Origin of the sequence: Mesorhizobium sp. M0898 (assembly GCF_040319695.1) — a bacterium.
Classification (GTDB): Bacteria; Pseudomonadota; Alphaproteobacteria; order Rhizobiales; family Rhizobiaceae; genus Mesorhizobium.
Genome location: NZ_JAMYOE010000001.1, coordinates 475,778 through 492,059, shown reverse-complemented (window position 1 = coordinate 492,059; position 16,282 = coordinate 475,778). Strand labels below are relative to the sequence as shown.

At 60.3% G+C, this 16,282-nt stretch carries 12 protein-coding genes; 6 read left to right on the top strand and 6 right to left on the bottom strand.

Translation table 11 applies throughout. The annotated features are described in order from the left end of the window. Window positions 1–16 precede the first annotated feature (16 nt). From NKH90_RS02410 to NKH90_RS02390, 5 genes are all read right to left on the bottom strand, one after another. On the bottom strand, window positions 17–1,594 hold the full coding sequence (locus NKH90_RS02410; RefSeq protein WP_352817009.1) for an ArnT family glycosyltransferase: 1,578 nt from the start codon (window positions 1,592–1,594) through the stop codon (window positions 17–19). 171 nt (window positions 1,595–1,765) lie between these two features. After that, window positions 1,766–2,395 carry a class I SAM-dependent methyltransferase gene (locus tag NKH90_RS02405; protein ID WP_352817006.1) on the bottom strand — a complete coding sequence of 210 codons (630 nt, stop codon included), beginning with the start codon at window positions 2,393–2,395 and terminating at the stop codon, window positions 1,766–1,768. 118 nt (window positions 2,396–2,513) lie between these two features. Further along, a complete protein-coding gene (locus tag NKH90_RS02400) occupies window positions 2,514–3,353 on the bottom strand; it encodes a dCTP deaminase domain-containing protein (RefSeq protein WP_352817004.1) in 840 nt (279 codons plus the stop codon). Window positions 3,354–3,438: 85 nt separating this feature from the next. Beyond that, window positions 3,439–6,024 carry a GcvT family protein gene (locus NKH90_RS02395; protein WP_352817003.1) on the bottom strand — a complete coding sequence of 862 codons (2,586 nt, stop codon included), beginning with the start codon at window positions 6,022–6,024 and terminating at the stop codon, window positions 3,439–3,441. 132 nt (window positions 6,025–6,156) lie between these two features. After that, window positions 6,157–7,734: a trimethylamine methyltransferase family protein gene (locus tag NKH90_RS02390; RefSeq protein ID WP_023676493.1), complete on the bottom strand. Its 1,578-nt coding sequence runs from the start codon at window positions 7,732–7,734 to the stop codon at window positions 6,157–6,159. A 209-nt stretch (window positions 7,735–7,943) separates the two neighbouring features. Here NKH90_RS02390 and NKH90_RS02385 point away from each other — a divergent pair, with 209 nt between their 5' ends. The 6 genes from NKH90_RS02385 (at window position 7,944) to NKH90_RS02360 (ending at window position 14,952) form a co-directional block, all read left to right on the top strand. Continuing rightward, window positions 7,944–9,104: an MFS transporter gene (locus NKH90_RS02385; protein ID WP_352742262.1), complete on the top strand. Its 1,161-nt coding sequence runs from the start codon at window positions 7,944–7,946 to the stop codon at window positions 9,102–9,104. A 93-nt stretch (window positions 9,105–9,197) separates the two neighbouring features. Continuing rightward, on the top strand, window positions 9,198–11,267 hold the full coding sequence (locus NKH90_RS02380; protein ID WP_352817001.1) for a prolyl oligopeptidase family serine peptidase: 2,070 nt from the start codon (window positions 9,198–9,200) through the stop codon (window positions 11,265–11,267). 254 nt (window positions 11,268–11,521) lie between these two features. After that, the gene (locus tag NKH90_RS02375) at window positions 11,522–12,901 is read left to right on the top strand and encodes an aspartate aminotransferase family protein (RefSeq protein WP_352539670.1); all 1,380 of its coding nucleotides are present in this window, start codon (window positions 11,522–11,524) and stop codon (window positions 12,899–12,901) included. Window positions 12,902–13,396: 495 nt separating this feature from the next. Continuing rightward, entirely contained in the window at window positions 13,397–13,696 is a 300-nt protein-coding gene (locus NKH90_RS02370) for a DUF6422 family protein (RefSeq protein ID WP_352470460.1), read from the top strand. A 19-nt stretch (window positions 13,697–13,715) separates the two neighbouring features. After that, entirely contained in the window at window positions 13,716–14,015 is a 300-nt protein-coding gene (locus tag NKH90_RS02365) for a hypothetical protein (protein ID WP_352470307.1), read from the top strand. 112 nt (window positions 14,016–14,127) lie between these two features. Beyond that, entirely contained in the window at window positions 14,128–14,952 is an 825-nt protein-coding gene (locus NKH90_RS02360; protein ID WP_352470308.1) for a class I SAM-dependent methyltransferase, read from the top strand. Between the two features lie 406 nt (window positions 14,953–15,358). Here the strand turns inward: NKH90_RS02360 and mmsB are convergent, their stop codons facing one another. Then, window positions 15,359–16,243, bottom strand: coding sequence for a 3-hydroxyisobutyrate dehydrogenase (gene mmsB, locus NKH90_RS02355; RefSeq protein WP_352816996.1), 885 nt, complete (start codon window positions 16,241–16,243; stop codon window positions 15,359–15,361). Between the last annotated feature and the right edge of the window lie 39 nt (window positions 16,244–16,282).

The window sequence follows — 16,282 nt, the reverse complement described above, 5'->3', positions numbered from 1 at the left end:
GTGATGACGGGGCCGGTCAGTCGGGTTCCTGTCCACCCTCGGCTCCTCCGCTAACGCCTTCCTTGGGCGCCGTGGTTTCTCCCACCGCCATTCTCTTCAATCTTACATAGGCGCCGGCCCGGGCGGACTTGCCGGTGCCGCGCAACAGCGGAACCATCATTTGCCGTGGTTGGCCGTCCGGCTCATAGCCGGCCGCTTTGAGCTGCTCCAAAATGACCGGACGCGGATCGTCTCGGTCAAGCCAGACGAGTACGGCCGGCTCCTGCATCAGCGTTTCGAAATTAGGCACTTCCTGGTCAAGTGCGACCAGGTTTTCATCGACCAACCGCAGGTTTCCGACCCATGCACCATCAGATATTGCGGTTTTGACCGGTCCGTCCGCAGTCAGTTGGCGATAGAGGGCGGGGTAATCCACGCGGATCATCCGCGAGAGGCCACTGGTCCCGTTTATCTGGACGTACCAGGTGGCGGGCGCGAGCAGCACGGCGATGATCGCTCCAGCCGCGATCACCAGGAGCTGCGCATTCCTGCCGCGCGGCGCCAGCCGTTCCATAGTGGCGACGATGGCCAGCGGCAACATGAACAGGACCGGTAGCAGCCAGCGGTCCTTGACCACCGTCACGCCGGTGGCAAGTACAAGTACTGCAAGCATGGCCAAGCCGAGCGCCAAGGTACGCCACAACAGAATTTCCCTTGCCGGACCTTTCGGGTGCCGCTCGGAGAAACGGAACTTCGCCAGCCAGAACGTGAGGGCGGAAACGAGCACCGGCAAGACCGCGAAATTGAAGGTGCCCATGATAAACTTGCCGGCGCCGACAAAGGCCGCCGCCACGCGCCCTTGTTGCGCGTCTATTCCGAACTTCTCGCCTCTCGACAATAAATCGGCGGGATGCATGAGGCTCCAATAGGTGGTTGGCGCCAGCACCAATATCGCGACCGCTATGCTGATGGCGAACTTCGGATCGAGAATCGCGCTGCGCCATTCGCGCAGCGACAGCACGGCCGCAACAAGGGCCACCACGAGGAAGACATCATTATATTTGGCAAGAATTGCCGCCGCCGTGGCCAGGCCAAACGCCGCATAGGCGATCATGCTTCGCCGCTCGAGAAGATAGGCCATGGCCAGCAGGAGCAGCGAGCAGAAGCCGACGACGGCGACGGAATGCGACAAGGCGCGCTGCGATTCCCAGACGATCTGCGGGATCGTAAACAGGCCGAACATGGCCGCCGCCGCTGTCGCTTTGGTGTAGCCGAACCGCCGCATGGCGGCGAACACGCTGCAGGCGGCAAGGAACAGCACGGAGTATTTGACGAGCTTCAGCGTGAAGATACTGGTGCCGAAAACATGCGCGGCCAGCCAGTTGATCCAGGTGTACAGGGGTGGTTGCGAGCCGCCATATCCAGCCCAGAGATACGGAACATAGATCAGCTGCTCCGCATCATCGATGCCGACGCCGGTTCCCGCCCAAGAGCTCAACAGGGACAGTATGATGGTCTGCAAGGCAAAATAAGCCGCGACCATGACGATCGTTGCCGGGAAGGGGCCGATCCGTCCCTCGGCCAGCCACTCGGCCCATCTCAGATTGTACTTCAATGAAATCTCATCGCCCTTGCCAGCAGAGTGTTGCCGGCTGCGCTAGCATGAAGAGTATGCTCCGCACAATGCGACCGGCTGGCTGCGCCTACGTCCTCATCTTTTCGCCGCTCGGGTCGAAGGGCCTTGCCTTGATATTGGAGATAAACTCGTCCGCAGCAAGCGGTATGACTAACTGCCGCTAGTAGCTGAATTAAATTTTAATACCCCTGTTAGGTATTCCCGCACGCTCTTGTCGAATAAGTCGTGCTTTCTAAAAGCTATCACGTAGAATACAGGGTCCACCGAGTTCATGACTGAGTTGAATTCAGAGGAAAACCATTTATCCTGCAAGTTGCTAAACTCAAATTCCTTATACATTACATTTATCGAAAATGAGCTTAAAATCTCCCCGATTATTTCTGTCATTTCATGCTTATACGTCTCAATTTCTATGGTTTCTGTGTTTAATTCAAATCGTGTCTTATAATAGTTGTGTCGAGGATGAATGTCTGTAATTATAATCGATGCGCCATCGTGCGTATTGATGTCTAAATAGCGCAAAAATTCGCTTACGCTCTTAATGTGAGAAAGTGTTCTTGCAGACAAAGCAAAATCAAACTGCACGTCACTATGATACTGTAGAAAATCGGCGTTTACGAATGTGCTTTTGGATTTCTCACCGGCTATCCTGAGCATTTGACTACTAATGTCGACCCCAACCACCTGCGGTACGTAATTTTCTAAAAAACGCGAGTAAAATCCAGTTCCGGACCCGACATCAAGCGCTGTCTGGAAATGGTGCTTGTGGAGCAACCGCATAAATACTTTTTTGACGATCGGATACTCGTTCCTCCTCCAGAAACGCCGCCAAGGCGATCGATCGTAGGATTGTGCGATTCGATCGTATCCGCTGCGGGCGTCAAAAACGTGCGTTTGCCTAAGGACGTGATCCCAGTTGTTTTCGAAGGAGATCAACTTCCGCGGTGAGTTGGTCAATTCGGTGCCCCATATCTGACGCGTCGGTATCTCTCTTCATTCGCTCAATCACGAGTCTGAGCGATTCCTCATTGTTTACAAAATATCCCGCGTTATTGACCATATTATAAACGTAGCCGGTTAGGGGCGGAATAATGGTCATTCCAAAAACGACCATCGCGCCGAAAAAAACGGCCCGTTTCGTGGCTCGGCCAAGAGTGTCCTCAGCGTCCTTTATCAAAGTGGTAGACAGTTTTTTCTGGAGAGTTTCGATATCGAGAAAGCTGTTCTCTCGATCTGACAAATTGTCGCTAATTTCTCGGTCGTATTTTTCGAGGTCATCATTTTTTTGCGATGATGGTAGATTGGTTTTTTCTGAAAGCTTTGAGAAGAAAATCCGAGCGACCTCGTCCGACCAGCTTATATTAAGTTTTTTTCCGCTTAAGTTTACGGCAATGAAAGTGATTGGTCCACAGTATCCCGGAGACACGGCTGTTAAATTGAGAATCGATAGACCTTTCTTTGAATAGTGATTTGTCTGAAATAAAATTCCGCAGATGTCGTCGGGGAGATCCAGTATCTCCTTCATTCTAACCCACACAATCCCCATGGGATCTATGGTAATATAGTCGGTTGCGCAGTTACTCCTCTTTAGCGGCGCGTGTGATTTGTCTGGAAAAAATACGTGCTCAATGGTTAAGCTATAATAGCAACTCTTTATGTTCTCCAGCCGTCCTTTTTTGATCATTGGAGTGGCGGATGTTTGTATACCAACGATCTCCTGATAGTTTGCAAATGACATGCCTTCCCCCCCAGTTCTCGCTATATTACTGCAACACCGGGAGGCCGCTAGCGGCAGCTAGATAAAAACTCAACGGTTCGGCAGCCTACGTCCTCATCTTTTCGCCGCTCGGGTCGAAGGGCGGTTCGACATTGATGCGTGCGGGACGCCGGTGCCCGAGGATTTCGATCTCGAACAGGCCGGCGCTGTCGTTCTCGGCAAGCGCTGCCGGTACATAGCCTTGCGCCATCGACTTCTCGACATAATGCGCATAGCCGCCGGAGGTGACCCAGCCGACCACGCGCCAGTCGCCGTCGACAATGCCGCGCACGGCAGACGCGCCTTCGGCGGCGTTCGAGCCGCGCACTTCCTTGCCGCTCGCGTCGAAGCGCGGCGCGCCATAGCCATGCGGCTTTTCCACGGTGCCGTAATCCTTGCCGCCGACCTTGGCCCAGATCGGCTCGTCGCCCATGACGTCTGCATCCGCGGCATCGACGATGAAGGAGACACGGCGCAGTTTCGTCCCTTCTGCCTGTTCCTTGGCCGCTGCTTCCCGGCCGATGAAGTCGTTCTTCTCTAGCTTGATGAGGCGGTCCATCGAGCCTTCGAACGGTCCGTAGATCGGACGTAGCTCGCGGAACCAGGTCGGGAAGTTCTTCTCAAGGCGCATAGAGAGCAAAGCCCGCATGCCGAAATCGACAAGCCCAAACTCTTCGCCAGCCTCCTTGATCGCCTTGTAGACAAGGCGCTGGTAGGCAGGCGCCATCCAGATCTCGTAGCCGAGGTCGCCGGTGTAGGTGATGCGATTGACCATGCAAGGCGCGCCGCCGACCGCCATTTCGCGGAAATCCATAAAGCGGAAGGCCTTGGTCGAGATGTCGACATCGACCAGTTTCTGCAGCAGGTCGCGGGATTTCGGCCCGGCGATGGAGAGACCGACCAGCGTCTGGTCGAAGCGGTGGATGCGGATGCTTCCATCCTTTGGCAGATGCTTCTCGAACCAGCGCATGTGGTATTTTTGCGCTGCCGAAGAACCCCAGATCATGAAGCGTTCTTCCCCACCCCTTGGGCCCGCCTTGGCGATGGTGAAGTCGCCGATCAGCCGGCCGAACTCGTTCAGCATCGGCGTCAGCACGATGCGGCCGGTCTTCGGCATGCGATTGGTCATCAGCCGGTTGAGGAAATCCTCGGCCCCCGGTCCGGAGACTTCGTATTTGGCGAAGTTGGCGATCTCGGTGACGCCGACCTTCTCGCGGGTGGCGCGCACTTCCTCGCTGATCGCGCCGAAATCATTGGAGCGGTGGAAGGACACGACGTCCTTCGGCTCCGAGCCTCTCGGCGCGAACCAGAGCGGGGTTTCGAGACCCCAGCTGTCGCCCATGACGGCGTTGTTGGCGAGCATGGTGTCGTAAAGCGGGGTCGTCTGCGCTGGTCTTGCCGCCGGTAATTCCTCGTTGGGAAAGCGGATGGAGAAACGGCGCGAATAATTTTCGCGGACCTTTGCGTTGGTATAGCGCAGCGTTGCCCATTCGCCGAAGCGCGCAACATCCATGCCCCAGACATCGAAACCGGGGTCGCCATGGACCATCCAGTTCGACAGCGCCAGACCGACGCCACCGCCCTGGCTGAAGCCGGCCATGACGGCGCAGGCGCACCAGAAATTGGTCAGCCCCTGCACCGGGCCGACCAGCGGGTTGCCGTCCAGCGCGAAGGTGAAGGGGCCGTTGATGATCTGCTTGATGCCGGCCTTTTCGATGCCGGGGAAATGCTTGAAGCCGATCTCGAGCGACGGTGCGATGCGGTCTATGTCTGGCTGCAGCAGCTCGTGGCCGAAATCCCACGGCGTGCTGACCGGCGACCACGGCTTGCAGGCCTTTTCATAGGTGCCGAGCAGGATGCCGTTGCGTTCCTGGCGGGTATAGATCTCGCCCTTGAAATCGAGCACGCCAATCATCTCGCGGCCGGTCGACTTGTTGAATTCCTCGACCTCCGGCATCGGCTCGGTCAGAAGATACATGTGCTCCATGGCCAGCACCGGGAGCTCGACGCCGACCATGCGACCGATCTCGCGCGCCCACAGGCCGCCGCAGTTGACGACATGCTCGGCTTTGACTGTGCCTTGCTCAGTGACGACGTTCCAGGTGCCGTCGACCTCTTGCGTCAGTTCCACGACGCGGTTGCGCAGCACGATCTCGGCGCCTAGCTTCCTGGCGGCCTTGGCATACGCATGGGTGGTGCCGGAAGGGTCGAGATGGCCCTCGACTGGATCCCACATTGCGCCGACGAAATTCGTCTCGTCCATCAGCGGGAACATTGCCTTGGCTTCGGACGGCGTGATCAGTTCGGTGTCCATGCCGAGATAGCGGCCCTTGGCGTGGGCGAGCCGCAAGAAGTCCATGCGCTCGGGCGTGTCGGCCATCATCACGCCGCCGGTCAGGTGCAGCGAGCAGGATTGGCCGGAAATCTCCTCGATCTCTTTGTAGAGCTGCACCGTATAGGCCTGCAGCTTGGCGACGTTGGGATCGCCGTTCAGCGTATGGAAGCCGCCCGCCGCATGCCAGGACGAGCCGGAAGTGAGCTCCGAACGCTCGATCAGCATTATGTCGGCCCAGCCAGCCTTGGCCAGATGATAGAGCACCGAGCAGCCAACGACCCCGCCGCCGATGACAACCGCTTTTGCATGAGATTTCATGAAGATAGATCCGTGTTTGAAGAGATTGAATCGAGTGAGCGGGGCGCGAAAACAAAGCGGAGATCGGATACAGCGATGTTTCCGGCCAGCCTGCCATCAAGACGGAGTGGGGGTCGACTACTCATCAGATGATCAAAAATCGGTCGGCGCGCCGCCTTCGGCCCGGCGCTTGTCGACGAAAGCGTTGAGCTCCTCCCGGATTGCCGGATCCATGTAAGGCTCTTCATAGGACGCCAGCCGTTCCTTCCAGACGCGATTGGCCTTTTCGAGCGCCGTCGGCGACCCGGCCTCCGCCCAACTCTCGAAATTGCGCCAGTCCGAGATAATAGGCGCATAGAACGCGGTCTTGTAGCGGTCCTGCGTGTGCTGGGTGCCGAAGAAATGGCCGCCGGGGCCGACGGACTGTATGGCGTCGAAACCGAGTGCTTCCTCGGAAAGATCGAGCGGCGTCAGGAACTCGGCGACCATCTGCAACAGGTCTATGTCGAGGATGGTCTTCTCGTAGGAGCAGCGCAGGCCGCCTTCGAGCCAGCCGGCGGCATGCATCATCAGATTGCCGCCGCCCTGGATGGCGCCCCACAGCGAGAACACGCTTTCATAGGCGGCCTGCGCGTCGACCGTGTTGGCTGCGCAGGTGTTGGAGGTGCGGTAGGGGATGTTGTAGCGGCGGGCGAGTTGCCCACCGACCAGCTGCGCCTTCATATATTCCGGCGTGCCGAAGGCCGGCGCGCCGGACTTCATGTCGACATTCGAGGTGAAGCCGCCGTAGCCGACAGGCGCGCCCTTGCGCACCATCTGCGCGAAGGCGATGCCTGACAGCGCCTCGGCATTCTGTTGCACCAGCGCGCCGGCAATCGTCACCGGCGCCATAGCGCCGGACAGGGTGAACGGCGTCACGATGACCACCTGGCCCTTACTCGACATCTGGATGATGCCTTCCATCATCGGTACGTCGAGCTTGAGCGGTGAATTGGTGTTGATGATGGTGAATACCGACGGCTCCGCAAGCAACTGCTCATGGCTGATGCCACGTGCGATCCTGGTGATCTCAATGCCGTCGACGTTGCGCTCCTTGCCGAGCGAATAGATGTGGAACATCTTGTCGGTCAGCGTGGCGAGATCACGGATGCATTCAAGGTGGCGGACGGACGGATGGATGTCGATCGGCTCGACCGGATAGCCGCCCGTGCAGTTCAATATGTTGTGCATCTGCGCAAGCTTGAGGAAGTTGCGGTAGTCCTGCTGGTTGCCTGGCCGGCGGCCGCGGTCGACGTCTGAGCAATTGGGTGCCGACGCCATCATCGAGATGATCAGATTATCGCCGCCAAAGCGCACGTTGTGCGCCGGGTTGCGGGCGTGGATGGTGAACTCCGGCGGGCAGTGCGCAACCAGTTCCAGGATCATGTCACTGTCGAAGCGCACCCGCTCGCTGCCTTCGCGGACATCGGCGCCATGCGCCTTCATAATGCGCCGGGCTTCGTCATGCAGCACGTCGACGCCGATTTCCCGCAGCACGCGCAGAGAGGCGAGGTGGATAGATTCCAGCTCGTCGTCGGAAACCAGCCGGGTCGGCGCCAGCGGGTTCTTCAACTGCCGAAACGGCGGCTGCTCGAACGCCGCCGATCCGCCGGCACGCTTTCCCGCGCGGCCGCCGCGGCGGGCGCGGTCGTTTGCCAATGCAGGTTCGGCGGGCTGAAGGGCGGCGGTCATGATAGTCCTCGTACGCTGCGGCAATGCGGCGGCATAATGGACTGCCGGCCGGCCGGCCATTGCGGAGGCGGCGACCACTAGGACGAGGGAAGCGACATGCCTGAAGGGCAGCCGGAGGGATCGTCAGGCTCTTATTCTCTTCCGGCTGGCGCAAGCGGTTTTCGTTGCCGGTGCTTACCGCGATGAAAGCGAAACGCTAGTCCTGCATCATGGACCGGGCGGAACAGGACAGCGGCGAGACAGTGCAATGGGCGGCGATCACCGGCGTGATCGCCACCGTCTCGGTGTTCGCCATCGCGCAAGGGCTGAGCTATCCGCTGTTGAGCTTCATCCTGCAGCGCCAGGGCGTCTCGCCGGCCATGATCGGCCTGTCGGCGGCAATGACGCCGATCGGCTTCATCGTCTCGTCGCCGCTGGTTCCGGCGCTGGCACGGCGTTTCGGGGCAGGGCGCACCGCGCTTACTTGCGCGGCACTTTCCGCGCTGGTGCTGGCGCTGATCGGCTGGACGCAAAATGTCTATCTGTGGTTTCCTCTGCGCTTTTTGATCGGCGCCGTCACCAACCCGCTCTACGTGCTGAGCGAAGTCTGGGTGATCGCACTGGCGCCGCCGACACGCCGCGGCCGCGTCATGGGCATCTATTCGACCATCATTTCGGCGGGCTTTGCGGCGGGGCCGCTGTGCCTGCTTGCGGTCGGCACCGAGGGATGGCCGCCGTTCCTCGTCGGCATCGCCGCATTCCTGTTTTGCGGCGCCTGCCTCGCCTCGGTGCTGGCACGGCTGCCCAAGGTCGACGAGAGCGGGCACCGCGTTTCGGTGCTGGGGTTCGTGCCGCAGGCGTGGCTGCTGTTATCGGCGGTGATCGTGGCCGCCGGTTTCGAACAGGCGGTGCTCGCCTTGCTGCCGGTCTACGGAACACATTATGGCATCGCCGAAGCGCGCATGTCGGCGCTGCTGTCGGTGATGATCGCCGGCAACATCGCTATGCAGGTGCCGCTCGGCCTGCTGGCGGAACGACTGACGGCGCGGCTGGTGCGGTTCATCTGTGTTTCGATGACGGTGCTCGGATGCGTTCTGTTGCCGGTTCTCATCGAGACGCCGCTGATCTGGCCGTGCGTCTTCATCTGGGGCGCGGTTTCCTACGGCATTTACACGATGTCGATCATTGAACTCGGCGAGCGGTTCACCGGCTCGGCACTGGTCGCCGGCAACGCCGCCTTCTCGCTGATGTGGGGCGTCGGCGGCATCGCCGTGCCGCCGCTGGCGGGCAGCGCCATGGATGTTGTTGGCGCCGGCGGCCTGCCAATGACGCTCGGTGCCATTTGCCTGGCGCTGGCAGTTGTAACGGTCATTCGAAGACGGATGGTGTGAATGCCAGAAAGCCGCCGTTTGACGAATGACTTGAATGCAAGCGGCCCCATGTCGATCTTGGCTATGTCGCCACCCGACTCAACCGGAGACCTCATGACCAAATCGAATACCAAGGGCCAGCCGGGTTCGGCGGCCGAAGACCCGTTTCTCTGGCTTGAGGACAGGAGGGGCAAGCAGGCGCTCGACTGGGTGCATCACCAAAATGCAGTTACGGTCGGGGAGCTGCAGGGTGATCCTTCCTATCAGACGTCGTTCGAGACGGCGCTCCACCTGATGACAGCCGAGGATAACATCGCCGTTGGGGCCGCTATCAACGGCTATGTCTATAATTTCTGGCAGGACCGGACGAACGTACTCGGCGTTTGGCGGCGCACCACCGTCGCCTCCTACAAGACCGACAAGCCGCAATGGCAGACGATCATCGACTTCGACAGCCTGGCGGCGAAAGAGGGGGTGAAATGGGTGTTCAGCGGCGCCAGTCGGCTCTACCCCGACTTCAGCCGCTGCCTGCTCAACCTGTCGCCGGATGGCGGCGATGCCAGCGAGATGCGCGAATTCGATATCGAAAGCAGATCGTTCGTCGATGGCGGCTTTCGCGCTCCCGCCTCGAAATCGAGCTTTAGCTGGCTGGACGAGGACACGGTTATCGTTTCCGCCGCCTTCGAGGAGGACGACAAGACCCAGTCCGGTTATCCGCGCGTGGTCAAGCTTTGGCGGCGCGGCACGCCACTGGAAGCGGCGTTGCCGATCTTCGAGGCGCTGAAGCAGGATCTTGCCGCCGGCGGGTCCGTCGAATTCGACGGCGACAAGCGTCATGTCTTCCTCGCCCGAACCATCGACTTCTTCGCCTCGCACAGTTTCCTGCGGCTGCCTTCCGGCGAGAACAGGCGCATCCCGTTGCCGGACGACGTCACCGATACAGCGCTGTTCAAGGGCCAGCTCGTCTTCGGCGTGCGTACCCCGTGGACTGCGCCGGGCGGCACTCTGTGTAAGCCCGACGGACTCTATTCACTCGATTTCGAGCGCTGGATCGAAACCGGGCTATTCAGATCCCTCGATACCGTGCTCGAGCCGGCGCACCGTGTCTCGATCGCCGGTATTGCCCGCACGCAGGACCGGCTGTTCATCAATTTGATGGACAATGTGCGCGGCAAGGTCGTCGCCGGCAAGCGCAGCGACAGCGACTGGGAGTTCAAGCCCGTGGCGTTGCCCGAAAACGGCAATGTCGGCATCAGCCATGCCGAGCATTTCGGTTCCAGCGTCTCCTTCTCCTTCACCGATTTCCTGACGCCGAGCTCGATCATCTGGTCGGACGACAACGCTGCGGGGCTGGCAACGGTGAAGTCGCAGCCGGCGCGTTTCGACGCGTCGTCCCTGCTCTCCGAACAGTTCGAGGCACGCTCGAAGGATGGCACGATGATCCCGTACTTCGTCGTCAGGAAGCGCGACTTGCATGGACCCGTGCCGACATTGCTTTACGGCTATGGCGGCTTCGAAGTGCCGCTGCTGCCCGGCTATGCCGGCGTGCGCGGCAGGCTGTGGCTGGAGAAGGGCAATGCCTATGTGCAGGCCAACATCCGCGGCGGCGGCGAGTTCGGCCCGAACTGGCACCAGGCAGCGCTCAAGGCCAATCGCCAGAATGCCTTCGACGATTTCGCTGCCGTCGCGCAAGATCTGATCAAACGCGGCATCGCTACGCCCGCCACACTGGGCATCCAGGGCGGATCGAATGGTGGCTTGCTGACCGGCGTCTCGCTGACCCAGCACCCGGAATTGTTCGGTGCAGTGATCATCGACGTGCCGTTGCTCGACATGCTGCGTTACACCGAGCTGCCGCCCGGCGCGTCATGGATGGCCGAGTATGGCGATCCGGCGAAGTCGGAAGAGGCAGCCTGGCTCGCCGCCTATTCGCCCTACCAGCATGTAGACACGGATGCAGCCTATCCGCCGGTGTTGCTGACGACCTCGACCGCCGACGATCGCGTCCATCCCGGCCATGCCCGCAAGATGGCGGCACGGCTGCAGGCGGCCGGCCACGGCAAGACGCTGTTCTTCGAGGAGACCGAAGGCGGCCATGGTGGACGCGGCGACCGGCGGCCGCAGGCCGCACAGGCGGCGATGAAGTACGTCTTCCTGCAGCGGGCCCTGACTGGCACCAATTGACTGGCACCAATTGACCGGCGTCGCTTGACCGGCACGGCTTGAACTGAGGGCTCGAGGCAGCCTAAGGTACATGCATGGCTCGGCTGGCGAAATCGGGTTGCGCATTTGGGGTGGCGGTGACGCCGTCGTCGCGCACGCTACGCGCCGAGCTGTTGCGGCTCTGCGCTCGCATCGGCTATTCGCCGCCCGCTGTCCTCTGACGAATCCGCCCCGGCGCGAAAGCTGCCGGATTGGTTCAAGAGGAAAGACCAGACATGACCTACCAGAATTATTCGCTGAAGCAGCTTCAGCAGATCGATGCCGCGCATCACCTTCATCCGTTCACCGACCACAAAGAGATGCGCGAGACCGGCTCGCGCATCATCACCCACGCCAACGGGCCGTTCATCTATGATGCCGAAGGGACGGAAATCCTCGACGGCATGGCTGGGCTGTGGTGCGTCAATGTCGGCTATGGCCGCGACGAGCTTGCCGACGCCGCCTACGCCCAGATGAAGGAGTTGCCCTACTACAACTCTTTCTTCAAATGCTCGACGCCGACGCCGGTTCTGCTGTCGAGAAAGCTGGCGGAGATCGCGCCAAGGCACATCAACCAGGTGTTCTACGGCTCGTCCGGTTCGGAGGCCAACGACACGGCGCTGCGCCTGGTCCGTCACTATTGGGTGCTGGAAGGCAGGCCCGAGAAGAACCGCATCATCTCACGCAAGATGGGCTATCACGGCTCGACCATCGCCGGCGCCTCGCTCGGCGGCATGGATTTGATGCACAAGCAGCTCGGAGGCGCCGTGCCCAACATCGTCCATGTGATGATGCCCTATGCCTATGAGCTCGCACTGCCCGGCGAAAGCGACCATGATTTCGGCCTGCGCGCGGCAAAAGCGGTCGAGGACGCCATCCTCGAAGCCGGCGCCGACAAGGTGGCCGCCTTCATCGGCGAGCCGGTGATGGGGGCAGGCGGGGTGAAGATCCCGCCGATGAGCTATTGGCCGGAGGTGCAGCGCATCTGCCGCAAATACGATGTCCTGCTGATGCTGGACGAGGTCATCACCGGATATGGCCGCACTGGCGAGTGGTTCGCCGCACAAGCCTTCGATGTCGAGCCCGACACCATCACCACGGCCAAGGCGCTGACCTCTGGCTATCAGCCGCTGTCGGCGCTGCTGGTCGGCGACCGCATCGCGGCGACGCTGGTCGAGAAGGGCGGCGAATTCTATCACGGCTACACCTATGCCGGGCATCCGGTGGCCTGCGCGGTGGCGCTGAAGAACCTCGAGATCATCGAGCGCGAAGGCCTGGTCGAGCGCGTGAGGAACGACACCGGGCCTTACTTCGCCAGGGCGCTGCAGGAACGTCTCGGTGGGCACGATCTGGTCGGCGAGGTGCGCTCGTTCGGGCTGATGGGGGCGATCGAGATCGTCAAGGACAAGGTGACCAAGGAGCGCTTCCTGCCTGCCGGCAGCGCGGCGGTGATGGTTCGCGACCACGCGATTGTCCAGGGCATGATGCTGCGCGCTACCGGCGACACGATGATCCTGTCGCCGCCGCTGATCTGGACGCGCGAGACGATCGACATGGCCTGCGACCGCATCGCCACGGCGCTCGATCTGGCGCAAGCGGATTTGCGCAAGGGGTAAGGTAGAACTATCGCCGGGCGTCCTGCAGTCGGACGCTCGGCGATCGCTGCGTCGATCGCCGAGCAGATGGTCGAGGACGTGGACAAAGTCAGTTCGAATTCGGCTGCGGGTGGAAACGCGCCCCATCCAGGCACTGCCGACTATTCAGCTTTGGCGCGCCAAGCCTACCTCACTCCCCGGCTGGCAAAACTCGTCCATGCCGAGCGCGGCAAGCGTGCGAACGGCGCCCGTCTTGTCACCTGCCGCCGATCAGCGTGACGTCCGTAAGCCATCCGTAAGTCCGGTCCTGTCAACTTCGCCTGATCAACTTCAGCAAGGGATCATTCGTTCAAGGAGACCAAAATGGGCGACTAGCTGTCCTTAGCGCCACGTCGCAACGAATAGCGCCACGTTGAAGAGCGAACAAGTCGAGCGGTGTGCAAATTGAAGCATGCTTGCTTTCCCAATTGAGGCATTTGGCGAATCCAAATCTGAGGGAGTGACACATGTTTAAATATCTGTCTCGGGAGGGGTCTCACGCGCGAACAATCGGAAGCCCTGGAAAAGGCCGCGTTCTTGATCATCAGCGCGCGGAGAGAAGCCGCGGCGCTACTGGCGCGGGCGGGAGTAACTTTACCTGATGATGGGTTTGGGTTCGGGAACCCTTGCAACGCGCATATAGAGGCGCACGGCAACTGCCCGTGCAACGATTACACGGGCGATGGTGGGCCATGTTTGACGCAGACTACCCTCGATACGGCCTTCCCCCCGTCCCGGAGTTGCGGCCATCCACCATCAAAACATCTCTCCACGTAAGGCGTATTGGAGACAGTTGATGCGCACCATTTCTTTGATCCTAGCCTTGGTTATGCAATCGGTCATCACTGTATCTCTTGCGCAGGACGCCAAAACACCTTTCAAAAGGCCGGTTCCAGAAGAGCACAAGGGCTTCGTGGCGGAAATTGAGAGTGTTTTCAGGAAATATCCAAAGGCGATCGCTCGCTACAAACTCGTGGATATCGGCCTCGTAAATATTGGCGAGATGCCGCGCGTGGAGTGCACAGTAGAATGCGAGTTTGATTCTACTTGGGGCGGATGGTGCAAAGACCGTTGTGATACGGAACGCGAAGAATAGCACCCTGCCGGTTTCCATTGCCCGGTTGCTAGTCGACAGACACGCGCTTTATGATGGCTGCTGAAGCGCCGATCGGGCCCGTTGCCCGAGATCGTTGTGCGGGAGGGACACTATGGCCCAGCAGGAGCGGTGGCAGCTGGAAGGCAGCGCCGCGGACCTCTACGAGCGCTACCTGGTCCCGGCAATCACAGCCCTGTGGGCTGCGGACCTGATGGATCGTGCTGCGCCTCAATCTGGTGAGCGGATTTTGGACGTAGCTTGCGGCACCGGCGTGGTGGCACGCTCGGCGGCCGAGCGTATGGGAAGTGGGCAGGTCGTCGGCCTCGACATCAATACGGGCATGCTCGCCGTTGCTCGGTCGCTCCCGAGAGGCGCTGGAGCGCGTATCGACTGGCACGAGGGAAGCGCGCTCGAAATGCCGTTCCCTGACTCCGCCTTCGATCTGGTTCTTTGCCAGCTCGGACTGCAGTTTTTTCCGGATCGATCTAGTGCGCTCCGTGAGATGTTCCGGGTTCTGGTGCCTGACGGCCGACTGGCTTTAAACGTTTTCAGCGCTATTGAGCACACTCCTGCGGCGAAGGCGCTGGCGGATGCCTTGGATCGACACCTCGGTCCAGGCGCTTCGGCAACGAAAAGGTCTGAGCATTCACTCGCCGATGCGGACGAGCTTTACCGATTGGTGGCCGAGGCGGGATTTCGTCAGGTGACCATCCACACGACGACACAAAACATCCGATTTCCCTCGTCTAGGGAATATGTGCGACTACAGCTGGCAGCGACTCCGCAGGCCGGGCTGGTCAGCAGAATTGATGCCGGGCATCGGGAAGCAGTCATCGCAGCGATCACCGGTGATCTAGATTTTTCGCTGGCAATCTATTCAACTGAAGGGGAGCTGATGTTCCCCCAAGAGGCCCACGTCGTGCTCGCACGCAAGTAGCGTAGCTGACCGATGAGCCATGGCACCGACGCGCTGGGGGATTGGGGCGCGACCACCTGTGGGTCGACGTAGCTCAGGACAGCAGCCACGACGCCGACGATCATCTGGAGACACGCCAGGGCGATCGCCTCATTGTCCTTGAAGAATGCGAAACGCAAAAACCGCGCTCCATCGGAACGCGGCTTTGCCAGATACGCATGGCGCTTCGCCAACAATACACTTGCGAAACTTACGGCGAAACTTACGGGCTCCGGTACGCGAGACCTGATCCGGAGCGCCGGGCGGATGTCCGCCTCGCAATCCGTTTTAAACGCATATCGTTACTGCAGGGTTAGCAAGAGCTTAAGCAAACCTAAATTTGCCGGCTTTCCGCATTGGGCAGATCGAAAACCTGTGAACTTGGAGCTTACGCCGGGTCACCACGGAGGAAATTAATGATGCCGGAAAAATCCGCGCCGGCATTCCCTTGTGCGTTGAACAGCGCATAAAGCTGGGCTGCCTCGGCGCCGAGCGGCGTTGCTGCACCGACGCTCTGTGCGGCCTCCTGCGACAGTTTCAGGTCCTTCAGCATCAGTGCCGCCGCGAAGCCAGGCTTATAGCCATTGTTGGCGGGCGATGTCGGCACCGGGCCGGGCACCGGGCAATAGGTGGTCAGCGACCAGCACTGGCCGGACGAGGTCGAGGCGACGTCGAACAGCGCCTGGTGCGACAGGCCGAGCTTTTCTGCCAGCACGAAGGCCTCGGCAACGCCGATCATCGAAATGCCCAAAATCATGTTGTTACAGATCTTCGCCGCCTGTCCGGCGCCGTCGTCGCCGCAATGAACGATGCGGCCGGCCATCGGCTTGAGGATTGGTTCGGCCTTGGCGAAGGCATCCTTCGAACCGCCGGCCATGAAGGTCAGCGTGCCGGCCGCCGCACCGCCCGTGCCGCCGGAGACCGGCGCGTCGATCGACAGCAACCCGTGCTTGGCGGCGATGGCATGGGCCTTTCGAGCCGACTCGACATCGATGGTAGAGGAATCGATGAACAGCGCGCCTTTTTTTGCCCTGGATACTATGTCTGCGTAAACCGACAGAACATGCTTACCGGCTGGCAGCATGGTGATGACCGCATCGGCGTCTTTCACCGCCGCAACGGCGTTGGCCATGATGACGACGCCGTGTTCCCTGGCGATGACGAGATTCGCCGGCACCAGGTCGAAGCCGTGCACGGCGTACCCGGCCTTGACCAGGTTGGAGGCCATCGGATTGCCCATATTGCCGAGGCCGATGAAGGCGATGGTGGTCATAATGGCGCTCCGTGAGTGGAATAGTGAATAGTGAATAGT